The organism is Rhodococcus sp. C-2 (assembly GCF_027854095.1).
Lineage (GTDB): Bacteria > Actinomycetota > Actinomycetes > Mycobacteriales > Mycobacteriaceae > Rhodococcus_F > Rhodococcus_F qingshengii.
Window position 1 is genome coordinate 50,284 of the sequence record NZ_JAQGFI010000005.1, and the last position, 21,780, is coordinate 72,063.

Below are 21,780 nucleotides of genomic sequence, written 5' to 3' on the forward strand. Positions count from 1 at the left end.
GCATGGCACGCAACGCATACGAACTCGGTCTCGGGCTGAGTGAGGAGCACACCGCGCTTGCAGATTCGGTGCGCTCCTTCGCCGAGCGCACCATCACCACCGAGCAGGTGCGCGCGGCCGTGGAGTCGCGGACCGAGGACAAGTTCCCCCAGTTCTGGACGGCGCTCGTCGGGCAGGACCTTCTCGGGCTCGCGGTTCCGGAAGAGCAAGGTGGTCACGGCGCCGGCCTGCTGACCTTGGCAGTGGCACTGGAAGCATTGGGCCGCACAGTCTCTCCCGGCCCGTTCGTTCCGACGGTATTGGCAAGTGCCGTTCTCGGTGTCGCCGATTCCAAGGCGGGACCCGAGTTCCTGCCCGGTCTGATCGACGGAAGTCGTACGGCAGCAGTCGCCTTGGGTGCACCGTTTGCGGCCGAGTCGTCGGACGGTGGGTACAAGATCACGGGCGCACTCGACGGTGTGCTCGGTGGTGAGCACGCCGACGTACTGCTGGTTCCGATCCAGTTGCCCGAGGGCGTTCGCTACGCGGTGCTCGAGAGCAGCGCAGTCGCGATCACCGTTCAGGACAGCATCGACGTGCTGCGCGGTAGTGCGCGGATCGAAGCTGACAATGCTCAGATCAGCGCCGAACGGATACTCGACGGTCTCACCGAGGCGCGGGTACGGTCCATTGCCGCAGTCGTTCTCGGCGCCGAAGACGTCGGCGTCATGTCCTGGTGCGTTTCCACTGCGTCGGAGTACGCCAAGACACGCGTGCAGTTCGGGCGACCCATCGGCCAGTTCCAGGGCGTCAAGCACAAGTGTGCGCAGATGGGCATTGCGCTCGAGCAGGCACGCGCCGTTGTGTGGGATGCGGCAAGCGCATTGGACAAGGGCGACGGCACGGCAGATTTTGCCGCCGATATCGCAGCAGTCATCGTGCCGGACGCCGCAGTGCAGGTAGCGCAGGATTGTGTGCAGGTCCACGGCGGCATCGGCTTCACGTGGGAGCACGACGCACACCTGTACTACCGCCGCGCGCTCTCGATCCGCGGCATTCTCGGCACCCGCGAGGATCGAGCCAATCGTGTTGCGCAGCAAGCACTTGACGGTGTCAGCCGGGCTTCGGTTCTCGAACTGCCGCCAGAGGCGGAGGAGATCCGCGGCGGCATCGCGGCCGAGCTTGCCAAGTTGGTCGAGCTCGACGAGGACGACCAGCTGATCGCGCTCGGCGACGGCGGCTGGGTTCAGCCTCACCTGCCGAAGCCGTACGGGCGCAGCGCCGCTCCGCTCGAGCAGATCGTCATCTCCCAGGAGATCAAGGCTGCCGGAATCTCGATGCCGCAGCTTCTGATGGGAACGTGGGCCGTGCAGGCCGTCGTGGCACATGGTTCGGACAAGCAGAAGCAAGAGCTGGCCGTGCCTACCCTGCAGGGTGAGCTGGTGTGGTGCCAGCTCTTCAGCGAGCCCGGTGCTGGTTCCGACCTTGCGTCATTGTCCACGAAGGCCGAAAAGGTCGACGGCGGTTGGAAGATCACCGGTCAGAAGATCTGGACCACGGTTGCGCAGTTCTCCGACTGGGCAATGCTGATCGCCCGCACGGACGCCACCAAGCCGAAGCATCAGGGCATCACCTACTTCGTGCTCGATATGTCGACACCGGGCATCACCGTCCGCCCGCTGCGTGAGATGACGGGCTCGGCGTTGTTCAACGAGGTGTTCCTCGACGACGTGTTCATCCCCGACGAGAACGTGGTCGGTGAGGTCAACGACGGGTGGAACGTCGCCCGGACGACGCTGGCCGGCGAGCGCGTCGCGCTCAGCCAGAAGATGGAGGCGTACGCCTCGGACTCCGATCTGCTGAAGTTCGCGAAGTCGGCAGACCTGAGCCCGATCGGACGCTACCGTGTCGGCGAGCTGGTTGCGGAGAGTCAGGCGATCGACCTCATCGGCTCCCGCGTTGTGCTCAAGCAACTTTCGGGGATCGACGTGAGTACGACGTCGAGCGTCGGCAAGCTGTTGGCGATGAAGATCAGCCAGTCGATCGCCGAGTTCGTCGTCGCCGAACTGGGTGCTGCCGGAGCGGTCAGCATCCCAGGTCAGCCAAGCGACAAGGCGATGGAGCAACTCATTTCGGGCCGTGCCACCACCATCTACGGTGGCACAACCGAGGTGCAGCTCAACGTGATCGGTGAGCGCATGCTCGGATTGCCGCGAGACTGAGGGTATTTACCGGCGAGGCTCAGTCCTGGATTCTTCTCCAGGGCTGAGCCTCTTCCAGTTCGAAGGCCAATTCGAGGAGCGTGCGCTCGTCGCCGAGATCGGCGGAGAAATGCGCAGCCAACGGCAAACCATTGCTGGTCTGATGCATCGGTAGCGAAATCGCGGGACCTCCGGAGATGTTGTTCAGTGGCGTGAACGATGTGTACGCGATCAGCTTGTCGAAGAGTTCCTCGAAAGGCTGAGCGGGAGAAAGGTATCCCAGCTCGGGGGTGGTGTGCCCCAGGGCCGGCGAGAGCACGACGTCGTACTTCAAGAACATGGCGCTGTATTGCTGCTGGAGCCGTCGCAGACGATAGAGCACGCGCGGCGTCTTCACCAGGTTCTTCCGGTACAGCGTGTAGAGGCCCTTGGTGAGATTGTCGGTGCCGGACTTGTCGAAGTCGGGTCCGAGCATTTGTTTGCCACCGGTGGAGATGGCAAACGACAGAAAGCCCCAGTAAATGCTGAAGTCGTCGATGAATTCGGGGCCGACGGGCAGTGCTGCGTCCTCGACATGATGGCCAAGGCTTGCAAGGAGTTCGGCCGTAGCTTCGACGGACTTGCGCGTCTCGTCGTCCGTCTTGGTGACGGTGACGGAATCGGCGATCACGCCGACGCGCAGGCGGGTTGAGCTGGGTCCTTCGACCAAGCGAACCGGTGCGAGTCGCGGATTGCGGTAGTAGTTCTCAGCCGCAGACATCCATCGTGCAGTGTCGCGAACAGTGCGAGTAACGGCGCCCTGAGCGATCAACCGGATCGGCATCGACTTGTCGGCCGGATCGGCGATGGTGCGTCCGCGAGTGGGTTTGAGTCCGACCAGTCCGCAGGCAGCGGCGGGAATGCGAATCGATCCACCGCCATCGTTGGCGTGCGCGATCGGGAGTACGCCCGCAGCAACAAGCGCGGCTGCGCCTCCCGAGGAAGCGCCCGACGAGTACGCCGGATTCCACGGGTTGTGGACGGGTTCTTCCGTCATGTATTCGGTGGACGCACTGAATCCGAACTCGGGCAGTCGGGTCTTGCCGATCGAAATGGCCCCGGTGGAGAGGAACTGCTTCGCGAAATCGCTGTCGGCTTTGGCGGGGATCGCGGTGAAGGCGGTACTGCCCTGCTGGGTGGGAAGGCCGGCGCTGTCGGTGTTGTCCTTGATCGCGGTGGGGACACCGGCAAAGACGCCCTTGGCGGGCCGGTTGCTCCTGGCGAGGGCACGATCGAAATCAGTGCAGGCCAGACCGTTCAATTGCCCCTGCACTGCCTCGGCGCGGGCGATCGATGCCTCCATGACTTCCCGTGCGGTCACCTCACCCGATTCGATCCGGGCGGCGACGCCGGTGGCGTCGAGGTCGCCCAGGGCGTCGTCGGTGAAAGCGTGGATGGGGGTGTTCGCGGTCATGGGGATCCTTGTCAGGCGGAGGCACTCAGGTCGTCCGTCCAGCATATTGGACGGACGACCCCTGAGTGGCGCTATCTGTGGATTGCGGTATCAGCTACCGAAGATCGTCACTGCCTGCTCGGCCGCCTGCGGCGCCTGCTGGAACACTCCCTGGGGGATGAACTGCTGCGGAATGAACTGCTGGGGGCCTAACTGCTGGAAGTTCGTGACCATCGGGTGGATCACGTTGTTGAATACATCGTTGAACATGTGTTGTGTCCTTCGGTTACAGCGTTTTTCGAACTTCTGACTCCATCGACACTAAGCACGGTTCTGACGAGTTTCAACGAAAATTGCTGATACACAGGCAAGTTCAAGTTCATTGCCAGCTGGGGGCCAGGAACCAGCCTTCCTTCACAGCTTGGACGCTGCGCCGTGCAGGTTCTTCGCCGTCGGGGACGTCTCGACGGATTTGGGATCGGGGTACGTGCCCAGTACGCGATCGGCCGTTCCCGCGGTGGTGACGGTGAACCAGTAGTGCTCGTTCTTGAAGTGATGGTTGCGATGGTTGCGCCAAACCGACCGGTAGAGAGCAGTTTTCGGCTTGTAGTCACTGTGGATGAGGAAATGAGTCCACTCGTAACCGAGGCCGAGCACGGAAATGCAGGTCAGGAACGTCAGACCGAGTTCGACGCGGGGAAATGCCAGGAGGGCGACGGCTGTCAGAACGGGAATCACGATCAGGAGCGTCTGCCACGGGATGAAGATGAGTGAGACGGTTCGCGGCGCAAAGTGGTGTTCCCGATGGCTGCGCGCCAGCCGGGAATCGAGTGTGACGCCGGCAATGGTTCGCGGCTTCCAATGGAGAACGAAGACGTGAATGATCCACTCCACGAAGGGGAATGCGGCAAGCATCACGAGCGGAACGAGGGCGTCGGTGATCTGCCAGTTGCCCACTGCGATGCGCGCCGCCGCGGCGGCCAGCAGCATGGTGCCGATCATCCACGGCGTCGGTGACTTGCGGAACGTCCGTGCGGCATCGGCGAGAGTGAGAGGCTTGCTCATGGTTTCAGTCCTTCCAGGAAGGTGAGAGCGTCGCCGATTGCCGTCGTGCCGGTGTGAAGGAGCTGTGCGGCTGACGCCTCGGCAGTTGGCTCGTCGTGTGAAGTGATGGCGGAGGCCAGTTTTCGATACAGGTCGGTCTGGCCGACTTCGGCGACCATGACGGATGCAAGTGCAGTCATAGCCGGCTCGTATGCAGCCCGAAGGCTGTTGAAGATCAAACGGAAGGCAATGGAATCTGCGCTGTCGACGACGACGTCCCAGAACGCCAGAGCGCGGTCCTGCAACTCCACTGGATCTTCGGTGGCGCCTAGTTGATCAACGGCCGTGTCGAGTTCTCGGGCGGATTCCGCGGAGATGCGACGGGCGGCCAGCACAGCGATCTGCGGTCCCATCAACTCGCGAGTTTCCAGCACGCTGCGCACCACGCTCAGGTCGGGGACGCCGTCGCGCACCAGCAGCTGGGGGAGAAGTTCGGGTCCGGCCTGGCGTCGAAAATCGCGCACCGACGTGGACTCGCCCTGGCGGACCTCGACGAGTCCGGCCTGGGCGAGCTTCTGAATTGCCTCGCGGACTGCGGGCCGCGAGACGCCGAATGCCTCGGCGAGCTTGCGCTCGCTGGGTAGTGCCTCACCCGCAGCCAGCTCTCCGGCCAGCACTTTCACCGATATCTGATCGAAGACTGCGCCGGAGGCCGAGGTACGTGCAACGGGTTGGAACATGTACCGACCTTAAGCGCTTGCTGGTGAGAGGTCAAGTGGTATTACCAGTTGTGCACTGGCGTGAAAGAGATACCCCTTGGCCAACAAGCTTCACCGTAACGGCGCAGGTGAGAGTAATTTTAGGCGACCCTAATTCGGAATACCGTCAGGAAGCCCATGACACCTCTCCTGTTACCGACGCTAGACACCGACGCAGAGTTCGCTCGCATCACCGCGGCCTTGACCCGACGCGGCTTTCTGGGCGGAAGTGCCGCCGCACTGTCCATGCTCGCCCTTGCCGGATGCAGCAGTGAGGACGGCGGTGACGGTGCGGAAGGCGAAACTCGGACGGTGCAGACGCATTACGGACCCGTGGATGTTCCCGTTGATCCGCAGCGCATCGTCGCCGTCTCCTACAACACCCCGTGGCAGTTGCAAGCCGTCGGCGCCCGACCCGTCGCGACGCTCGACTACAGCGCGTACATCGACCAGTTCACCCCGACACAGCAGAAGTTCATCGACGGCTTGTCCACGGTGGGGGTTTTCCTCGAGGTCAACCGCGAAGCCGTCGTGGCTGCCGCGCCTGATCTCATTGTCGGCGATGCGTACGAGATCGACGAGGACATGTTCCGCGAGCTCTCGAAAATTGCTCCGACAGCGGTGTATTCGGGCACGAACCGATCGGATTGGCGCGCTGTCGCCGAGGGTGTCGCAGACGCGGTCAACAAGGGTTCGGCACTGACGTCGAATCGTGAGAAGTATCAGGCGATGCAAGAGCGAATCCGCACCGAATACGCCGCGCAGCTTGGCGAGAATCGGTGGGCCCAGGTTGCTATCGGTGGTTCGGAAGGGCTCTTCTCCATCCTGTATCCAACCGGAGTGACCGGCGCGATGCTCGCCGACCTGAACGTGACCCGCGGCGAATTCATCCCGGACCTGCGCCCAGCCACCGGCTTCGAAGCCTTCCCGCTCGAACAACTCGAAATGCTGCGGGACGTCACCGTCGTCATCTACCCGAAGCAGCCGAACGGAACTGATTCTGCAGGAATGAAATCCGTCTTCGCCAGCCCGCTGTGGAGCCGCATTCCGGCAGCAGCTTCGGGCCGGGTATTCGGAATCAGCACTCAGGTCACCGACTACGGCACTGCAATCAACTGGCTCAACGAACTCGAAACCGGCGCCTTGGAGGCACTTTCATGACATCACTTCTATTGCCCACCGCTGACACCGATGCCGAATTCGCTCGCATCACCGCAGCACTTACCCGACGCGGTTTCCTCGGAGCCGGTGCCTTGGCGGGGATCGGATTGCTCACGGCCTGTGGAACCAGCTCCGGTGAATCGGCCGAGGGTTCGATGCGCACCATCAACACGGCTTTGGGGCAGGTGGAAGTGCCCACCAACCCGCAACGGGTGGTCAGCGCCGATTACTACACGGGCCCCGCGATGTTCGACGCCGGGTTCACACCGGTCGGATTGCCGGTCGACTACGAGAACGCCGACGGCGTCCCGGAACCCTATGCGTCCGCTCTGCGGTCTCTCCCGAAGGTGGGACGCTGGTACGAGCCCAACGCCGAGGCGATAGCGGCTTTGTCTCCCGACCTGATCGTGATGACCAACCTGCTGTCGGAGAACAACCCGGATCTTTACGAGCAGATCCGGTCGATCGCACCGACCGCGGTTTTTGCCGAAGACGGGCAGTACGCATGGAAGGAGCGCGCCTTCGGAGTCGCGGACGCGCTGAACCAGAGCGCGAAGGTTCAAGAGTTGGCAGATCGGTACGAGGCGCGGATCGCCAAGTTCCGCAGCGACAACGCTGATGTGCTGAGCAAGGTTAAGGTCGTCTACACCACGTACTTCGAGGAGAGTGGTTTCTCGCTGTACTCGCCGACCAAGTATCAGACGACGGTCATCAGCGAGGCCGGGTTCCAGTTCAACGACCGTTCGCTCGCAATTCCCGCCGGCAGCAACGAGTGGTTCCCGAGGGAGCAGTTGGAGCTACTCGACGAGGCCGACGTCATCATCACCAACAGTGGCAAGGGCCCCATCAACGAGAAGTTGGCGAACGACACCATCTTCCAGCGTCTGCGCGCCGTCAAGAAGGATCAGGTGTACTCGTTCGACTACGAGGGCGTCGCGTCCTTCGGTTGGGCCCTGACATTCCTCGAGCAGTTCCAGCCGATCGCTGAGGAGATCAGAGCCAAGCTCTGATCTCCTCAGCAATCAAGAGGACGCCGGCGTCACCACATTCAGCTTCGGTTGATGCTGGTCGGTGTATGCCCACGGGCGGATTTTCTCCAGTGCTTTGCCGATCCGGAACACGGTCGGTTCGTCGTACGTATGGCCGACGATCTGGACGCCCGTGGGAACGCCGTTGTGTGCGTGTCCACTCGGCACCGCCAATACGGGGCACCGATTGGCGACGTTGAACGGCAATGTGAGAAGTGCTTCGGCGGTGGTGTTCACGTGCTGACCCGCCACAGTGAGGCCGTCGAGCAAAGACTCGCCTGCCGGGAAGGCGATGGTGCCCGAAGTCGGGCAGATCAGCGCATCGAAGGGAGCCATCGCCTCGGCGAGCTCTCGTTGCATTTGGGTTTCCTTGCGAAGGCCGTCCAGAAATGACATTTCCGCAGCGCCCTTCGACGTGATCGCGACGTTGTCGAGCGTGTAGTCGGCAAGAAGATCACCGTGGACGCGAGCAACTTCCGCCACGGATGCACCCATGATCGTTCCGAAATGGACTTTCACCGCTGCTGCCATCGAATCACGAGTCCACGGCAACTCGATCTCCTCGACGATCGCGCCGGCATCGACCAACGACTGTGCGAGAGCCCGGGTGTTCGCCTCGATGTCAGGCTCGATGGGGAAGTCACCGAGCCGCAGGCACAGGGCAATTCGCATTCCCTCGACCGACGGGTACTCGTGTGGCAGCGCGATCGCCGGCCTCAGGGAAGAATGGTCACGCGGGTCCGGCCCGATCAGAACGTTGGCCAAGAGAATTGCGTCGTCAACAGTTCGGGCCATCGGACCGTCGCCACGGTAGGAATCCATGGACAGCGGGGCGACCCCGGCGATACGCCCGTACGAGGCCTTGAGACCGACGGTGCCGGTAAAGCCTGCCGGGCCTCGTGTCGACCCGCCGATGTCGGATGCTGTTGCCAGAGTAGTAGTTCCGGCGGCCAGTGCGGCGCCGGCTCCGCCGGAGGAGCCGCCGGGACTGTAATCGAGGTTCCAGGGATTGCGGGTCACGCCCCACAACGGAGAGTGTGTGAACGCCGCGACGCAGAATTCCGGTGTCGTCGTGCGTGCGTGAATCAGGCCGCCTGCTGCCAGAACTCGGTCGATCACCGGTGCGTTCTCGCGGGCGATGTTGCCGCGTCCCGCCAGCGAACCTTCGGTCAGAGACTTTCCCGCAATGGCATGTTTTTCCTTGGCAGCTACCGGAATTCCCTCCAACGGTCGAGGTTCGGGTCCGTGGCCGAGGTATCGGCTCTCGGCTTCCCGTGCGCCGGCGAGGGCCTCGTCGAACATCTCTTCGGTGAAGGCATTGATGTGAGGTTCGAAATTCTGTGTCCGGTCGATGATTGCCTGTAGCAGTTCGACCGGAGACAATTCTCGCGCGCGAAAGTGAGCAATGGCTTCGGTGGCGCTGAGGTAGTGCAGTTCGTCTGACATGACGTTATCTCCCTGGGTAAGTCTGTGTGAGAATCACGCGCTCCGCGCAAGGGCTCCCAGTGCAGCTGCGGTCATGGCCGTGACACCTTCGGGTAGGGCAGCGGCGGGATCGGGGGCGAAGCGCGGTGAATGATTGGACGGCGTGCCGGGTGGTATCCGTCCCTCGGCGAGCGCGGCAAGGGCGGTTCCGTCGAAACTCTGCAGTGCCGTTCCGCCGAAATGCCAGAACACGGAGGGGCATTGGGCGGCGGTGCCGAAGATTCCGAAGTCCTCGCTACCTGAAAGTGGTTGTGACAGAGTGTGCATTCCCAAGCCGGCCTGTCGCAGGTCGGACATCACTGTGGACGTGGCGTCCGGAGTGTTGACCGTGGCCGGAAAGCCGTTGTACGCATGAACGTCCGGCGTCTCGACGGCGCCGGCTCCGTCCGCTTCTGCGCGGGCTATCCGGCGCACCGATTCGAGCATGTTTTCTCGTGACGTTGCGCTGAAAGTCCTCAGGCTGAGCAGTAGTTCGGCTTCATCGGCGATGATGTTCGCAGCCGTGCCGGCGTGCAAGGCTCCCACCGTGAGCACAGGTGCTGTCGGGGTTGCCGCTTCATGAGCCACCAGACTTTGAATGCGCAGCGCGAAAGACGCTGCCATCAACAAAGGGTCGATGCATGCGTACGGCGATGACGCATGTCCACCACGGCCGTGAAAGACCACTCGTATCGTGTCGGATGCTGCCATCAAGATGTCGGGTTTGCTGACCAACATCCCCGCCGGAGTCGGGCCCACGTGCTGTCCCAGGCAGAGGTCCGGTCGTGGGAAGCGGTCGAAGATTCCGTCGTCGACCATCGCACGAGCGCCGGAGCCGGTCTCCTCGGCAGGCTGGAAGACCGCGACAACAGTCCCGGTGATCGATGTCGGATCCGCGGAAAGTGCTGCGCACGTGGCAAGCAGCGCGGTTACGTGGACATCGTGGCCACACGCATGCATGACTCCATCAGTTCTGGAGGCGTAGGACAGACCGGTGTCTTCTGCCACCGGCAACGCGTCCATGTCGGCGCGTAGCAGGATCACCGGACCGCTGCTCCCTTCGAGAACACCGACGACACCCGTACCGCCGACACCGACCGTGACGTCCCAGCCGCCGATTCGCCGAAGTTCCTCGGCAACAATTGCGGCGGTGCGAGTTTCGTCGCCGGACAACTCGGGGTGTGCGTGTAGGTCCCGGTAGAGCTCGAACCAGTGCGGCTCGACGGTTCGCAACCGCGACGGGTCTCCGAACTCGAGATTCGAAAGCAGTTGATTCATGGTTGATCTTCTTTCAGTTGGCGGTTTTCAGTTGCACCAGGTTCAGCATCTTTTCTCGGGTTTGTGGTGCTGCCATGACCGCGACGATCGCCACGACGGGCCCGAGTGCGAGCGATACGAACGCCGCTGACCAGGAGAGATGGTCCACGATGAATCCGAATACAAGCGGTGCGACTATTCCGGCGACCATGCCGCCGAAAATGATCATCGACGAGGCTGCTCCGACCACCGACGAAGGCAGGCTACGAAGCGGAAGTGCAAAACACGGCATGAAAGCGAAAGAGGCAGCGGCAGATCCGAGGGTGACGAGAACGACGAACAAGGCCGTGTTGGAGACGAAAGGAATCGAAACGAGCATCACGATGCACGCGAGCATGGACGGCACCACGACGACACGACTGTTGCCTGCCAGTCGATCGGAGATTCGCCCGCCGATGACGGTGGTCACGGCGGCCACCACGGTAGCCGGAATCAGAAGGAGGCTTGCGCTCGAGAGGGCGATTCCACGTTCGTCATGGAGGTAGGACGGAACCCACGACGACATCCCCCAGATCACGAAGTCGTATCCGAAGAACATCAAGGCGAAGAGCCACATCGCGCGGGAGCGAAGTACGGTGCGCATGTTGTCCCAGGAGGAATCCGGACCGTGGTCGTTCTCCGCCGGAAGTGCCGGCGGGAGCCACAACTTGATGCTGACGAGCGAGAGTACGCCGAGCGCCGCGACGGCCAGAAACATTCCACGCCAGCCGATCAACGGGAGAAGTGCTGCTGCAACAACGATGGCAAGAAGCGTACCGACGGCGTTTGAACTGTTCATCCATCCTGTGGCAGTGGCACGTTGCTCCGGGATGCTCGGCTCGGCAACGAGCTTTACTGCAGCTGCCGGAAACACGCCCTGCGCGAGACCGAAGAGAAAGCGAACAACCAGAAGCGTCCCGAACGACCAGGCAAGGGCAGTGAGGCCGGTGAAGACACTCCACGCCACCAACCCGATCAGAGCCATCCGGACTGCGCCGTATCGATCGGCGAGCAGTCCACCAGGCAGTTGGGCCAGCGTGTATGCAATGAAGAACGTGGAGATGATCAATCCACGCTGGGAGTAGTCGAGATCGAACTCCTCACCGAGCAAGGGGAGAGCGAGGTTGATCGCCAGCCGATCTATGTAGTCGATCGCGTACGCGACGAACAGCAACGCGACCGTGACTTTGGTGGAGCGAAGCACTGGGCCTCCAAGTGGTGAACCTGTGAAGTGATTCACACATCTTTGGCAAACAGGCAGGGATCACCGACCAGAATGCAGTAATCCGGCAATACTGGCCCGATGAAGCCGGAATCCGACACATTCGTGATCGCGGAATCTGATCTGGAGATCATCAATGCACTTCAGCTCAACCCCCGCGCGTCGTGGACGCAGTTGTCGTCAGTGCTCGACAGGGATTCGACGACGATCGCCCGCCGGTGGCGTCGCCTCGTCTCGAACGGTCATTCGTGGGTCAACGCGGTCGCAATCGGTCGAACCCACATATTCGGCTATCTCCTGATCAGGACCACACAGGATTCCGTTGCCGACGTGGGGGAGCTGTTACGTCAACTCTCCTGTGCCTATCTGTTGGCCAGGACGGAAGGCGAGTACGAGTATTTCGTCGGAGTCGTGGCCGCCGACCACAAGAGTCTGGACGCCCTGGTGTGTGAGCACCTTGCCGCCGATCCTGGAATTCTGTCGATCAGAAGCCGGGTCGGGGTGAAGGTGTACCGGGACGGGTTCAGCTGGGAGCCGGGCGCTCTGGGGCAAGCGGGTCGGGCTCAGCTGGCAACGGCATCGACAAAGGGCGCTGCGGTGCCGGCAGATCCGACAGAGTTCCGCGAGTCCGACGGTGCCCTGTTGGAGGCGCTCGGCCGTGACGGACGTGCCAGCTATGCGCGTCTCGCCGCGATTTGTGGAACGAACGAGACTGCGATTCGACGGCGCTTGGCCCAGCTGACTGCATCGCGACAGTTGATTTTCCGCTGCGATGTCTCGCAACAGGCTGTCGGTTCACCGTTCGAAGTGATCTTCGATGTCGCTGTGGACGGTTCCACCGACGAACTCGGCAATCTTGTGTCGAGTTGGCCGGAGATCAGATTGTTGGTGGCGACTACCGGAACAGCGAACATGTTGATCAGCGTGTGGCTGAGCAGCCTCGCGCAGAGTCTTGTCGTCGAGGATCGACTCCGCCGAATCGGTAGTGTGCGGATCCTCGATCGACGTGTCTCGCTGTACCCGATGAAGCGGTTCGGGCAGCTACTCGGACCGAGCGGAGTGGCGGAAGGTCATGTCCCGGTCGCAATTTGGGGCGCCGGCGACGTTATTCGTTGAGCGTCAGTCGATCGGCGTCCGATTGTCGTCGACGAGGTGTGTATCGGAGTCGGTCGCACGGGAGCGCTTCCAGATCATCCGTGCCAGCGCACCCAGTACGGACACTGCCAGGACAACGCCACCGCCGATGATGCCGGCCGACGAGTCGGGGAAGATGCCCTCGAGCAGCAGCCAGACACCGAAGACGAAGAACAGCACCGCGGCGCCGATCTTGATGAATCCGTCCGGAAGGTGCTTGCCCAGCACCGAGCCGACGATGATGGCGAGAGCGTCGGCCGCCACCATGCCTACCGTCGACCCGATCCAGACGCCGATCCAGTCGTTGTCGGTGGCAAGGGTGATGGTGGCGAGCATGGTCTTGTCGCCGAGTTCTGCCAGGAAGAAGGCCGAGGCGACGGCGATGAAGGCGGATCGCGTGACGCGACCGGCCTTGTTCTGCTCGTCGTCGGTGAGATCGTCACCGCGCAAGGTCCAGAGGCCGAAGATCAGGAAAGCGATACCGCCGACGATGGAAATCGCCGCGGTGGGGAGGGCGACGCCCAGGTAGTGGCCGACGGCGACCGAGACGAGGTGAACAAGGGTGGTGGCGACGGTGATTCCGCCGAGGACGACCCACCAGCGATAGCGCAAGGCAAACGTCATTGCCATCAGTTGGGACTTGTCACCGAGTTCTGCGACAAAAATGACGCCGAAACTCAAAAGTATTGCGGCAAGCAAGATTTACTCCTCCGGTCGGTGTAGGTCGGAGGAAAAATGCGAGCCTCCGGCCTGGGCAGGCGCAGTGGGTGCGCTTGTCCGGCCGAAGGTCTCGCCCACCGAGGCCACAGGACCTTCGGTTCGCCAGGCCGGGTGCTTCGCGATCCGCACCAGGCGGAGCGCGTCGAACCAGTATGTCGACACGGGCGATTGGGGGCTACTCCCCTTCGTTGCTGCCCACGTTAGCGCGCCTGAAACGAATTGGCAAAGCGCACAGCAAGTTTGGGAGTCCGAACTTATCGCTTACCGGGGCCGTCACGAGGCGAGGAGCATGGCCAAAACAGCGGTGTCGGGATCGCTGATCGGATCGATGCCGACACGACTGATCATGGAGACGACTGTGCCGTCCGGCTCAGCCTCGACCCACGCCGCACGATGCTCCAAACCCAGATAGGGAAGGCCTGGCAGCAGTACGCACCCCGACGCGCTGCCCTCGCATTCCGGCAGGCTGGGCGTGGTTTCCGACGGTGGGTGCAGCATGATCAGCGCCGGTGGCTGATGGTCGGAGAAACGGCCGGGTGTCAAGGCGAAATCGCCGAGTACCGGACCTTCGGCAACCACCAGACCGACGGTGCCCGGCTGCGGATCTTCGGGAACGTCTTCACGGACCCCGAAGACCGTCGTGGTCGGCAACAAACCTGGCATCGAGGCCACGCGGACAGCCAATGCGAGAAGCTGCGCCCACTCCTGGGTGGTGTCCGGCCAACGACCGGAAATGACGAACCCCTGCAAAGACCCAGCGGCTTGGAACGGAGAAATGCCTATTGCTTCGTTTCTGTTCATTTCTGTTCCTCCCTCGGTGCTGGGGCAAATCTCGGGCAGACGCGCATGCGTCGGTCCGGCACACCTCGTTGGGTAATCGAAATATGCACCCATTCGGTACTGGCACACAAGAGAGGGAGAGTGCCAGCCAGGTTTGCGCTGGTGAGGGCGGTGGTATGCGCAGGCATGACTCTGTCGAAGAACCGTTCTCGGCTGGAAGACCTGGCAACGCAGGCGTGGATCTTCGGATATCCCCTGTTGATTGCTGCGGTATCGCGGGACGTCATGACGGCGGTGCCTACGCCGGTGGCGATGAAAGCCCCGCTCAACCAGTTCGCCTACGCGCGTACGACGCCCGATGCGACCTTCACCGATGTCGTCTCGCCCAACGCGGACACTCTCTACTCGTCGGGGTGGCTGGACGTGTCGACGGAACCGCAGGTGCTCTCACTGCCGGACTTCGGCACCCGGTACTGGCTGGTCCCCATCCTCGACGCGTGGAGCGACGTGTTCACGGTTCCGGGATCTCGGACAGTCGGGCGGACCGGGGGACCGTACCTGGTGGCCGGGCCGAATTGGAAAGGCAACGTGCCCAAGGGTTTGACGCTGCTGCGGTCTCCGACGGCGATGAACTGGATAGTCGCCCGCTACGCGACGTCGGGGGGAACGGACCTGGCAGAAGTGCACAGCCTGCAGGACCGGACGCGACTCACTCCTCTGTCGGAGTGGACGGGTGACCCGCAGGACTACACGCCCGGTGAAATGCCGGTGAACCCTGCCGTCGACACGCGGACGCCGCCGGTGGACCAGGTGGCCGCCATGGACGGCGAGGCATTCTTCACCAGACTCGACGCACTTCTCGACGACAATCCTCCGCGTCCGGAGGACACCGAGATGATGAAACAACTGTCCGACATAGGAATCGGCTCCTCCTTGCCCTGGAAGTCGCGTCCGCAGGAGGTACGTGATGCCCTCGATCGAGCTGCGCGAACCGGTATGGACGTGCTGAGCGAGATCGCCGAAGAGGCCGAGGGCAGTCCGAAGAACGGCTGGACGATGCACCGCGGCTTGGGGCACTACGGAACCCATTACGCTCAGCGGGCTCTGATCGTCTGGCTCGGTTTCGGGGCCAATCTCGATGCTGATGCCGTGTACCCGCATGCCACGACGGACGTCGACGGGAAGCCGCTGACCGGGGCGAAGAAGTACGTCCTGCACTTCGAGAAGGACGAGCTGCCACCGGTCGAGGGCTTCTGGTCGCTCACGATGATGAACGAGCGGCAGTTCTTCGTGGACAACCCGATCGACCGATACGCGATTGGCGATCGAAGCGATCTGGTGTTTGCCGACGACGGTTCCCTCGACATCTATCTTCAGCACGAATCCCCTGGTGGTGAGAAGGAGCGGAACTGGCTGCCGGCTCCGTCCGGCGACTTCAACGTCTTTCTGCGCCTGTACTGGCCGAAGGCTGCAGTGCTGTCGGGATCGTGGACTGCGCCCGGTATTCGAGAAGCAAGTATTCGAGAAGCAGGCTGAAAGTCCCCTCGCTTCGTACCCGAAGAGCACAACTCGGTATCAGCCGCGCGTTTCGATGGGCGGAAAGGTCACAAGAGTCATACGATCTGTCGGTACTGCCCTGTTTGAAGAGCTGTTGAATCGGTCAGAGACACCCGCTTGTTTCGGAGGCTACTGATGGTCACGCAGAATCCGTTCGTGCAGTACGGCAAAGAGATCTGGTGGATGATCCTGATCCGCGGAATCTTCGGCGTGATCTTCGGAATAATCGCGCTCGTGTGGCCGGGAATTACCGTGGTGGCCTTGGTTTTCCTGTTCGGTATCTACTCCATCGCCGACGGTTTGATCACGATAGTTCGCGCCATCCGGGACCGCGAGCATCTGAGCTCGTGGGGTTGGTGGGTGTTCACGGGCGTCGTCTCGGTCGGAGCCGGCATCGTCGCGCTGGTCTGGCCGGGCATCACTGCGCTGGTGCTGCTGTACATAATTGCCTTCTACGCCATCATGTTCGGAATCTTCGGAATTGTCGGCGCCTTCAAGATGAAGGCGCTGCCCGGATCCAGTTGGGGATGGTTGCTCGCCGCATCGGTGCTTGCTGTCATCTTCGGCATCATTCTTCTCATCGCGCCCGGCGAAGGCATCATCAGCCTCATCTGGTTGTTGGGTTGGTACGCAATCCTGTTCGGCCTCTTCATGATCGTGGGAGCATTCCAGATCAGGAGCCGGGCAAAGGAAGCCGGTGTTCTCTAAGAAGGGAAAGCCGGCCGTCGAGGCTCCCACTCCGATCCCCACGCTGTCCGGTAGTGAGAACTGGTCGATCCCGCGCGGTTTGATCGTCCTGCTCGGTATTGCCGCCACCGTGGTCGCCGTCGGCGGAATGAAGGTGTTCGGCGGCATCCTCGGACCGGTATTCCTGGCCCTGGTGCTGACGATTGCCGTTCAGCCCATTCAGGATTGGTCACAGCGCCGAGGGTGGCCCAAGTGGGTCGGGATGCTCGGCTCACTGGTCACCGTGTACTTGATCCTGCTCGGGTTGGCGGCGTCGTTGATCGTGTCGACGGCTCAGTTGGCGACGATCCTGCCGCAGTACTCCGAGGAAATGACCAACCTCCTCAACGAGGGCCGCGACAAGTTGGCCGACTTCGGAGTGAGCACCGAACAGATCCAAAGCACGCTCAGCAGTGTCGATCTCACGAAGGTTGTGGGCGTACTCGAAAGCGGGCTGGAGGGCCTGCTCGGCATCCTGTCGGATCTGGTGTTCATTCTCGCGTTGTTGTTGTTCATGGCCTTCGACGGCATGAGCATCCGCTCGCGGTTGCATGTGTTGTCCGAGCAACGTCCCGAAATCTCCTACGCGCTCTCCACCTTTGCCGCCGGAACTCGCAAATACCTGGTGGTCTCGACGGTCTTCGGTCTCATCGTGGCGGTACTCGACGGTGGCGCGCTGTGGCTCATGGGCATTCAGCTGCCCGTCCTGTGGGCGTTGCTGTCCTTCATCACCAACTACATCCCCAACATCGGGTTCGTCATCGGCGTGATTCCACCGGCGCTCCTGGGACTGTTGCAGGGCGGGCCGTGGCTGATGCTGTGGGTGATCGTCGTCTACTCCGTCATCAACTTCGTGATCCAGTCCATCATCCAACCCAAGTTCGTCGGCGACGCCGTCGGACTGTCGGTGACGATGACGTTCCTCTCACTTGTCTTCTGGTCGTGGGTTCTCGGGGCGCTCGGAGCGCTGCTGGCGATCCCGCTCTCGTTGTTGGTGAAGGCCGTCCTGCTCGACATCGACCCAGCCACGCGCTGGGCCGACATCCTGATCAGTGGGCCTCGGGACATGCCGAAGGAGGAACCCGAGGAGTCTGAGAAGCCGGCCACGCCCGCAGACTAGGGCTCTCAGTGTTTCTACAAGTTGTTGCTTTATCGTCTCGCCCATGAGCGCCGAGAACACCACAGAAAACTCCCATCGCCGGCCGTCACGACTCGGGCGACGGCTGGCAGTCGGTGGTGTGGCCGCGATCGTCGCGGCTGCGGTGGCGGGGATCGGGTTCGTGATCTTTGCGGGCGGTGCCGACACCTCGAACACCGTCGCGATCGTGAACGCCGACGCGGGAACCACGCTCGACGGCAAGGAACTTCGGGCCGGCGACACGCTGGTGGACACGTTGGGCAAGAACGAAGACTTCGACTTCCAGGTGGTCGACAACCCCGGCGGGAACTACTTCGCGACGTTGACCGTGCCGGAGGACTTCAGCGAAACCGTCGCGTCGATGTTCGGCATGGATCCACGGCAGGCGAGCGTCGACCTCGAGGTGAAGGGCTCGGATTCGGAGAAGTCGGCCGAGTTGACTCGGGCCGTGTCGGCGCAGGTCGGCGCGGACGGCATCAAGGGCCTGCTGGCTCAGACGTCGGCCGCCAGACGCTCGATCGATCAAAACCTCACCACCGCACAGATTCTGGTCGCCGGAACCAACGAGGCCGGAAAGTCCATCGATCAGGTGAAAGCAGGCGCAGGCACTCTGCTGCCGTACCTCGAGACCGCACGGTCCGGGGCGTTGGAGCTGATGAGCGTCGCGGATCAGGTGTCCGGTGTTGTCGATCAGGCGTCGGGGTCGGCGGAAGAGCTGGCCACGCGCGCGGACTCACTGGGCCTGACGCTTGGGGAGGCGTCGTCCTCGACCGCGGAACTGAAGACACGAATCGACGCGCTGCAGACTGCGCTGAACGGCCTTCCTATCCCGCCTGACGTGACAGCGCAACTGGCCGGTGTGAGTTCGGATCTCGGTGCGCTGAATGCGCAATTGGGCACCGTTCCGGCGCTGTTGGGTGGCTCGGTCGGGCCCGATACGGAGCTCGGTGATTTAGTCCGCACCGCTGTCGGGCAGCTGCAAGGCGCGAGCGATCAACTGAGCAGTGCTGCCGGACAATTGAACGACGGCCTCATTCCCATCGCTGATCAGGCGCCGCAGATGCTCGGTGACGTGACCGATCAGATCACCCAGGGATTCACGACGCTGCAAGGAATCGCCAAGTCACTGGTCACGGGCCTCGACGGCGCAAAATCCGGTATTCCCGCGATGACCACCCCGCAGCAGGTTCAGCTGACCTCGGTGCTGTCGGATCCGGTGGCCGTGAATCAGACCACCGCGAGCAGCGGTGACTCCGGAACTCGCACACTGGCATTGGTCTTCGGAGCCACGACGGTCCTGCTCGGTGGTGCTCTGCTGACACGAACGGCGGCGCCCCTGGTGAGGCGCCGCCGTTCGCAAGAAGAGCGTGACTAGACGATCAGACCTGCGGTCTGGGTACGTGCACGGTCGAAGCGAGCCGAAACGTCGTTCCAGTTGACGATGTTCCAGAATGCCTTGACGTAGTCGCCCTTGACGTTCTGGTAGTCGAGGTAGAAAGCGTGCTCCCACATGTCGAGGAGCAGCAGCGGCGTGAGGCCGATGGAGATGTTGCCCTGCTGATCGTAGAGCTGGACGATGATCAGACGCTGTCCGATCGAGTCCCACGCGAGGATGGACCAGCCGGAGCCCTGGATGGCGTTGGCGTTCGCGGAGAAGTGAGCGCGGAAGAGATCGAACGAACCGAAGTTGTCGTCGATCGCTGCGGCGAGTTCACCTTCGGGCTTGTCGCCACCGTCAGCGCTGAGGTTGTTCCAGAAAACGGTGTGGTTGGTGTGGCCACCGAGGTGGAACGCCAGGTTCTTCTCGAGCAGGTTGGCCTGCGCTGCGATGGTGTCGTTCTCACGAGCCTCGGCCAGCTTCTCGAGTGCAGCGTTGGCACCGGCAACGTAAGCCGCGTGGTGCTTGTCGTGGTGCAGCTCCATGATCTTGCCCGAGATGTGCGGCTCGAGGGCTGCGTAGTCGTAGGGGAGTTCCGGCAGCGTGTAAACAGACACGAGGGTCCCTTCTTTGCGGGCTGGTGAGCCCTGGTGCTTTAGAGTGCGTCGATCACCGGTCACGGCGTGACGTCACTCGCGTATGTGCAAATCATTCTTCGGGTTTCCACCCAATAACATTCGTACACCGTCCGCAACAGTCCGGCTCAGGTAGTAATCACCAAAGAATAAAGTTTGGGAAACCGAACTTGCCCCGATCTAAGGGTAAGCTAATATGCGCAAATTCGTCGTAAAGGTGAACGGAACCTTAAACTTGCGCGATGCCCGCACCAGTTTTCCTCCCGGAATCACCAGAGGCGGCCGCGCCTCGGGTGAATCTTCCGGGCGCTGACCTGCTGCGAGCCCTGGCGGTTGCCGCCGTGATCTACTCCCACATCTCTTTCTACGTCATCGACGATCTCGGCTCGGGTTGGTGGGTGATCGACGTCGTCTACGGCGTTTTGATCGAGCCTGCCGAACTCAACCAGCACCTCTCTTTTGTCGGCGTCGCAGTATTCATGATGCTTACCGGTGCTCTGGTGACGCGATCCGCGATTCGCGACGGCCCCGGAAAGTTCTTGACCAACCGATTCAGTCGACTGCTGCCCGCATTCTGGGTGGCGACCGCGATTGCCATTCTTCTGGTCCGCCTCGGAATCAACGGAATGTTCAGCGGTCAGGAAGGTATTTCCGATACCGAAGCGTTGATGAGCTTTTTTCTCGGCGGATTCTTTCTCAAGCCCGAGGTAGCAGTTCTGGGAGTGACCTGGACACTCACCGTTCAATTCCTCTTTTATCTCGCATGTGTAGCGGCTCGCCCGATACTGCGGCTGCGACCGATCGTCATGCCGCTCGCCGGTGGTGCGCTGTGCTCGCTGGTGCTGCTCTACAACGTCTACGCGCCGCTGCCGTACACCGTGCCGATGCTGTCCAAGATCGCCGCGACGCTGCCGGCCGTCTTCCTCGGCCAGATCATGTACCTCGCGTGGGCGAAGCTCGCTCCCGGCCGCTGGCTGATCGCGGCCGTCCTCGTCCAGATGCACGTCATCATCGTGGCGACCCAGTTCCGCGTCTACTGGGCCGGTGAGCACTATCTGTGGACCATTTCGGTAGTCGCCGCAGCGGTAGTTCTCATCGGCCGCTACGACGGCGTCCCGACGCGCTGGCCGGTCGTGAAGTGGCTCTCGACGCGTAGTTACGTCATCTATCTCGTGCACACCCTGATCCTGTACCGCGTCGTCGAGAACACTGTTTTGTACGTCGGACCGACCCTGGCGTTTGCGCTCTTCCTTCTGGCCACGGCCGCGGTAGCAGAAATCGGCTACCGGTGGGTGGAGTTGCCCGGCGCCCGCGCGATCACGGCGTGGCGAAACAGTCGCTCGCGCGTAGCATCGAAGCATGAGCTGGTACGACGACATTCTGGGACGAGCGTCCGCAAAATCCACGCTGATCGCGCCTGAGGACGCACTCCCGGGCCGAGAGCAGAAAATGCCGGTTCCGACCGCGCACTACGTCAACGGGCATCCGTTGACGCCGCCGTTTCCGGCCGAACTGCAGACCGTCGTCGTAGGGATGGGTTGTTTCTGGGGCGCCGAGAAGGAGTTCTGGCAGCTTCCCGGCGTGTACACGACCGCTGCGGGTTATGCGGGCGGCTTCACGCCCAACCCGACGTACGAAGAGACGTGCTCCGGACGTACGGGTCACACCGAAGTCGTGCTGGTGGTCTTCGATCCCGCAGTGATCTCCTACGAGCAGATCCTGGCGCACTTCTGGGAGAACCACGATCCGACGCAGGGGATGCGTCAGGGTAACGACCAGGGCTCGCAGTACCGTTCGGCGATCTTCACGACGTCCGCGGAGCAGGAAGAAATCGCTCATGCGTCGGCTGTCGCTTTCGGTGAACGGCTTGCCGAAGCCGGATATGGAGCGATCACTACCGAAATCGGTCCGCTGCGCGACTTCTTCTACGCGGAGGATTACCACCAGCAGTATCTGGCGAAGAATCCCGGCGGTTACTGCCCGGTGCATGCCACGGGCGTCAGTTGCCCGGTCGGATTGCTCCGTCAGGATCAGGTTCCGGCGCAGACGGACATCCTTCCGCCGAGCGAATAACTGGACAGGTGTTGGAGGACACATGTGATTCAGCTCGTTAACACTTGCAACTAG

The 21,780-nt window shown here is 62.1% G+C and carries 20 protein-coding genes; 10 read left to right on the top strand and 10 right to left on the bottom strand.

Features of this window, described 5'->3' with window-relative positions; all coding sequences use genetic code 11:
- Positions 1–2: 2 nt before the first annotated feature.
- Positions 3–2,201: an acyl-CoA dehydrogenase gene (locus PCS43_RS11820; protein ID WP_209910810.1), complete on the top strand. Its 2,199-nt coding sequence runs from the start codon at positions 3–5 to the stop codon at positions 2,199–2,201.
- Positions 2,202–2,220: 19 nt separating this feature from the next.
- On the opposite strand, the gene PCS43_RS11825 is transcribed toward PCS43_RS11820, so the two are convergent.
- The 4 genes from PCS43_RS11825 to PCS43_RS11840 form a co-directional block, all read right to left on the bottom strand.
- Positions 2,221–3,633 (bottom strand): amidase, encoded by a 1,413-nt coding sequence (locus PCS43_RS11825; RefSeq protein WP_209910813.1) that lies wholly within the window; start codon positions 3,631–3,633, stop codon positions 2,221–2,223.
- A 90-nt stretch (positions 3,634–3,723) separates the two neighbouring features.
- Positions 3,724–3,882 (bottom strand): hypothetical protein, encoded by a 159-nt coding sequence (locus PCS43_RS11830; RefSeq protein ID WP_003944172.1) that lies wholly within the window; start codon positions 3,880–3,882, stop codon positions 3,724–3,726.
- A 144-nt stretch (positions 3,883–4,026) separates the two neighbouring features.
- A complete protein-coding gene (locus PCS43_RS11835) occupies positions 4,027–4,677 on the bottom strand; it encodes a sterol desaturase family protein (RefSeq protein WP_020968076.1) in 651 nt (216 codons plus the stop codon).
- Positions 4,674–5,396, bottom strand: coding sequence for a FadR/GntR family transcriptional regulator (locus tag PCS43_RS11840; RefSeq protein WP_007735969.1), 723 nt, complete (start codon positions 5,394–5,396; stop codon positions 4,674–4,676). The genes PCS43_RS11835 and PCS43_RS11840 overlap by 4 nt, the downstream gene beginning before the upstream one ends.
- 156 nt (positions 5,397–5,552) lie before the next feature.
- On the opposite strand from PCS43_RS11840, the gene PCS43_RS11845 reads away from it, so the two are divergent.
- Positions 5,553–6,575 carry an ABC transporter substrate-binding protein gene (locus PCS43_RS11845; RefSeq protein ID WP_209910815.1) on the top strand — a complete coding sequence of 341 codons (1,023 nt, stop codon included), beginning with the start codon at positions 5,553–5,555 and terminating at the stop codon, positions 6,573–6,575.
- Positions 6,572–7,585: an ABC transporter substrate-binding protein gene (locus tag PCS43_RS11850; protein ID WP_209910818.1), complete on the top strand. Its 1,014-nt coding sequence runs from the start codon at positions 6,572–6,574 to the stop codon at positions 7,583–7,585. The genes PCS43_RS11845 and PCS43_RS11850 overlap by 4 nt, the downstream gene beginning before the upstream one ends.
- A 12-nt stretch (positions 7,586–7,597) precedes the next feature.
- Here the strand turns inward: PCS43_RS11850 and PCS43_RS11855 are convergent, their stop codons facing one another.
- Genes PCS43_RS11855 through PCS43_RS11865 form a run of 3 tightly spaced genes read right to left on the bottom strand, consistent with a single transcriptional unit; the run spans position 7,598 to position 11,567 of the window.
- A complete protein-coding gene (locus PCS43_RS11855) occupies positions 7,598–9,049 on the bottom strand; it encodes an amidase (RefSeq protein WP_118604921.1) in 1,452 nt (483 codons plus the stop codon).
- 33 nt (positions 9,050–9,082) lie between these two features.
- On the bottom strand, positions 9,083–10,345 hold the full coding sequence (locus PCS43_RS11860; protein WP_054188675.1) for an amidohydrolase: 1,263 nt from the start codon (positions 10,343–10,345) through the stop codon (positions 9,083–9,085).
- Positions 10,346–10,358: 13 nt separating this feature from the next.
- A complete protein-coding gene (locus tag PCS43_RS11865) occupies positions 10,359–11,567 on the bottom strand; it encodes an MFS transporter (protein WP_209910822.1) in 1,209 nt (402 codons plus the stop codon).
- A gap of 99 nt (positions 11,568–11,666) precedes the next feature.
- On the opposite strand from PCS43_RS11865, the gene PCS43_RS11870 reads away from it, so the two are divergent.
- Positions 11,667–12,701, top strand: coding sequence for an Lrp/AsnC family transcriptional regulator (locus PCS43_RS11870; RefSeq protein WP_081557189.1), 1,035 nt, complete (start codon positions 11,667–11,669; stop codon positions 12,699–12,701).
- A 3-nt stretch (positions 12,702–12,704) separates the two neighbouring features.
- On the opposite strand, the gene PCS43_RS11875 is transcribed toward PCS43_RS11870, so the two are convergent.
- Together PCS43_RS11875 and PCS43_RS11880 are read right to left on the bottom strand one after the other, a co-directional pair.
- Entirely contained in the window at positions 12,705–13,418 is a 714-nt protein-coding gene (locus PCS43_RS11875) for a TMEM165/GDT1 family protein (protein ID WP_019746358.1), read from the bottom strand.
- Between the two features lie 294 nt (positions 13,419–13,712).
- On the bottom strand, positions 13,713–14,240 hold the full coding sequence (locus PCS43_RS11880) for a hypothetical protein (protein ID WP_003944138.1): 528 nt from the start codon (positions 14,238–14,240) through the stop codon (positions 13,713–13,715).
- A 165-nt stretch (positions 14,241–14,405) separates the two neighbouring features.
- On the opposite strand from PCS43_RS11880, the gene PCS43_RS11885 reads away from it, so the two are divergent.
- The 4 genes from PCS43_RS11885 (at position 14,406) to PCS43_RS11900 (ending at position 19,015) form a co-directional block, all read left to right on the top strand.
- Positions 14,406–15,755, top strand: coding sequence for a DUF1254 domain-containing protein (locus PCS43_RS11885; protein ID WP_209910826.1), 1,350 nt, complete (start codon positions 14,406–14,408; stop codon positions 15,753–15,755).
- Between the two features lie 156 nt (positions 15,756–15,911).
- Positions 15,912–16,484, top strand: a complete 573-nt coding sequence (locus PCS43_RS11890; RefSeq protein ID WP_003944155.1) for an HdeD family acid-resistance protein — start codon at positions 15,912–15,914, stop codon at positions 16,482–16,484.
- Positions 16,474–17,622 (top strand): AI-2E family transporter, encoded by a 1,149-nt coding sequence (locus PCS43_RS11895; protein WP_042920602.1) that lies wholly within the window; start codon positions 16,474–16,476, stop codon positions 17,620–17,622. The genes PCS43_RS11890 and PCS43_RS11895 overlap by 11 nt, the downstream gene beginning before the upstream one ends.
- 43 nt (positions 17,623–17,665) lie before the next feature.
- On the top strand, positions 17,666–19,015 hold the full coding sequence (locus tag PCS43_RS11900; RefSeq protein WP_064688003.1) for a hypothetical protein: 1,350 nt from the start codon (positions 17,666–17,668) through the stop codon (positions 19,013–19,015).
- On the opposite strand, the gene PCS43_RS11905 is transcribed toward PCS43_RS11900, so the two are convergent.
- On the bottom strand, positions 19,012–19,635 hold the full coding sequence (locus PCS43_RS11905) for a superoxide dismutase (protein ID WP_003944189.1): 624 nt from the start codon (positions 19,633–19,635) through the stop codon (positions 19,012–19,014). The two genes, PCS43_RS11900 and PCS43_RS11905, sit on opposite strands and share 4 nt — an antisense overlap.
- Positions 19,636–19,895: 260 nt before the next feature.
- Between PCS43_RS11905 and PCS43_RS11910 the strand changes: the two genes are divergently transcribed.
- Complete coding sequence (locus PCS43_RS11910) at positions 19,896–21,074, top strand: acyltransferase family protein (RefSeq protein ID WP_047272742.1); 1,179 nt, start codon at positions 19,896–19,898, stop codon at positions 21,072–21,074.
- Positions 21,013–21,726: a peptide-methionine (S)-S-oxide reductase MsrA gene (gene msrA, locus PCS43_RS11915; protein WP_020905733.1), complete on the top strand. Its 714-nt coding sequence runs from the start codon at positions 21,013–21,015 to the stop codon at positions 21,724–21,726. Before PCS43_RS11910 ends, msrA begins: the two co-directional genes overlap by 62 nt.
- Positions 21,727–21,780: the final 54 nt, after the last annotated feature.

Coding starts and splice junctions, on each gene's coding strand:
- PCS43_RS11820 (WP_209910810.1), top strand. CDS start 3: ATGGCACGCAACGCATACGAACTCGGTCTCGGGCTGAGTGAGGAGCAC.
- PCS43_RS11825 (WP_209910813.1), bottom strand. CDS start 3,633: ATGACCGCGAACACCCCCATCCACGCTTTCACCGACGACGCCCTGGGC.
- PCS43_RS11830 (WP_003944172.1), bottom strand. CDS start 3,882: ATGTTCAACGATGTATTCAACAACGTGATCCACCCGATGGTCACGAAC.
- PCS43_RS11835 (WP_020968076.1), bottom strand. CDS start 4,677: ATGAGCAAGCCTCTCACTCTCGCCGATGCCGCACGGACGTTCCGCAAG.
- PCS43_RS11840 (WP_007735969.1), bottom strand. CDS start 5,396: ATGTTCCAACCCGTTGCACGTACCTCGGCCTCCGGCGCAGTCTTCGAT.
- PCS43_RS11845 (WP_209910815.1), top strand. CDS start 5,553: ATGACACCTCTCCTGTTACCGACGCTAGACACCGACGCAGAGTTCGCT.
- PCS43_RS11850 (WP_209910818.1), top strand. CDS start 6,572: ATGACATCACTTCTATTGCCCACCGCTGACACCGATGCCGAATTCGCT.
- PCS43_RS11855 (WP_118604921.1), bottom strand. CDS start 9,049: ATGTCAGACGAACTGCACTACCTCAGCGCCACCGAAGCCATTGCTCAC.
- PCS43_RS11860 (WP_054188675.1), bottom strand. CDS start 10,345: ATGAATCAACTGCTTTCGAATCTCGAGTTCGGAGACCCGTCGCGGTTG.
- PCS43_RS11870 (WP_081557189.1), top strand. CDS start 11,667: ATGAAGCCGGAATCCGACACATTCGTGATCGCGGAATCTGATCTGGAG.
- PCS43_RS11880 (WP_003944138.1), bottom strand. CDS start 14,240: ATGAACAGAAACGAAGCAATAGGCATTTCTCCGTTCCAAGCCGCTGGG.
- PCS43_RS11885 (WP_209910826.1), top strand. CDS start 14,406: ATGACTCTGTCGAAGAACCGTTCTCGGCTGGAAGACCTGGCAACGCAG.
- PCS43_RS11890 (WP_003944155.1), top strand. CDS start 15,912: ATGGTCACGCAGAATCCGTTCGTGCAGTACGGCAAAGAGATCTGGTGG.
- PCS43_RS11900 (WP_064688003.1), top strand. CDS start 17,666: ATGAGCGCCGAGAACACCACAGAAAACTCCCATCGCCGGCCGTCACGA.
- PCS43_RS11910 (WP_047272742.1), top strand. CDS start 19,896: ATGCCCGCACCAGTTTTCCTCCCGGAATCACCAGAGGCGGCCGCGCCT.
- msrA (WP_020905733.1), top strand. CDS start 21,013: ATGAGCTGGTACGACGACATTCTGGGACGAGCGTCCGCAAAATCCACG.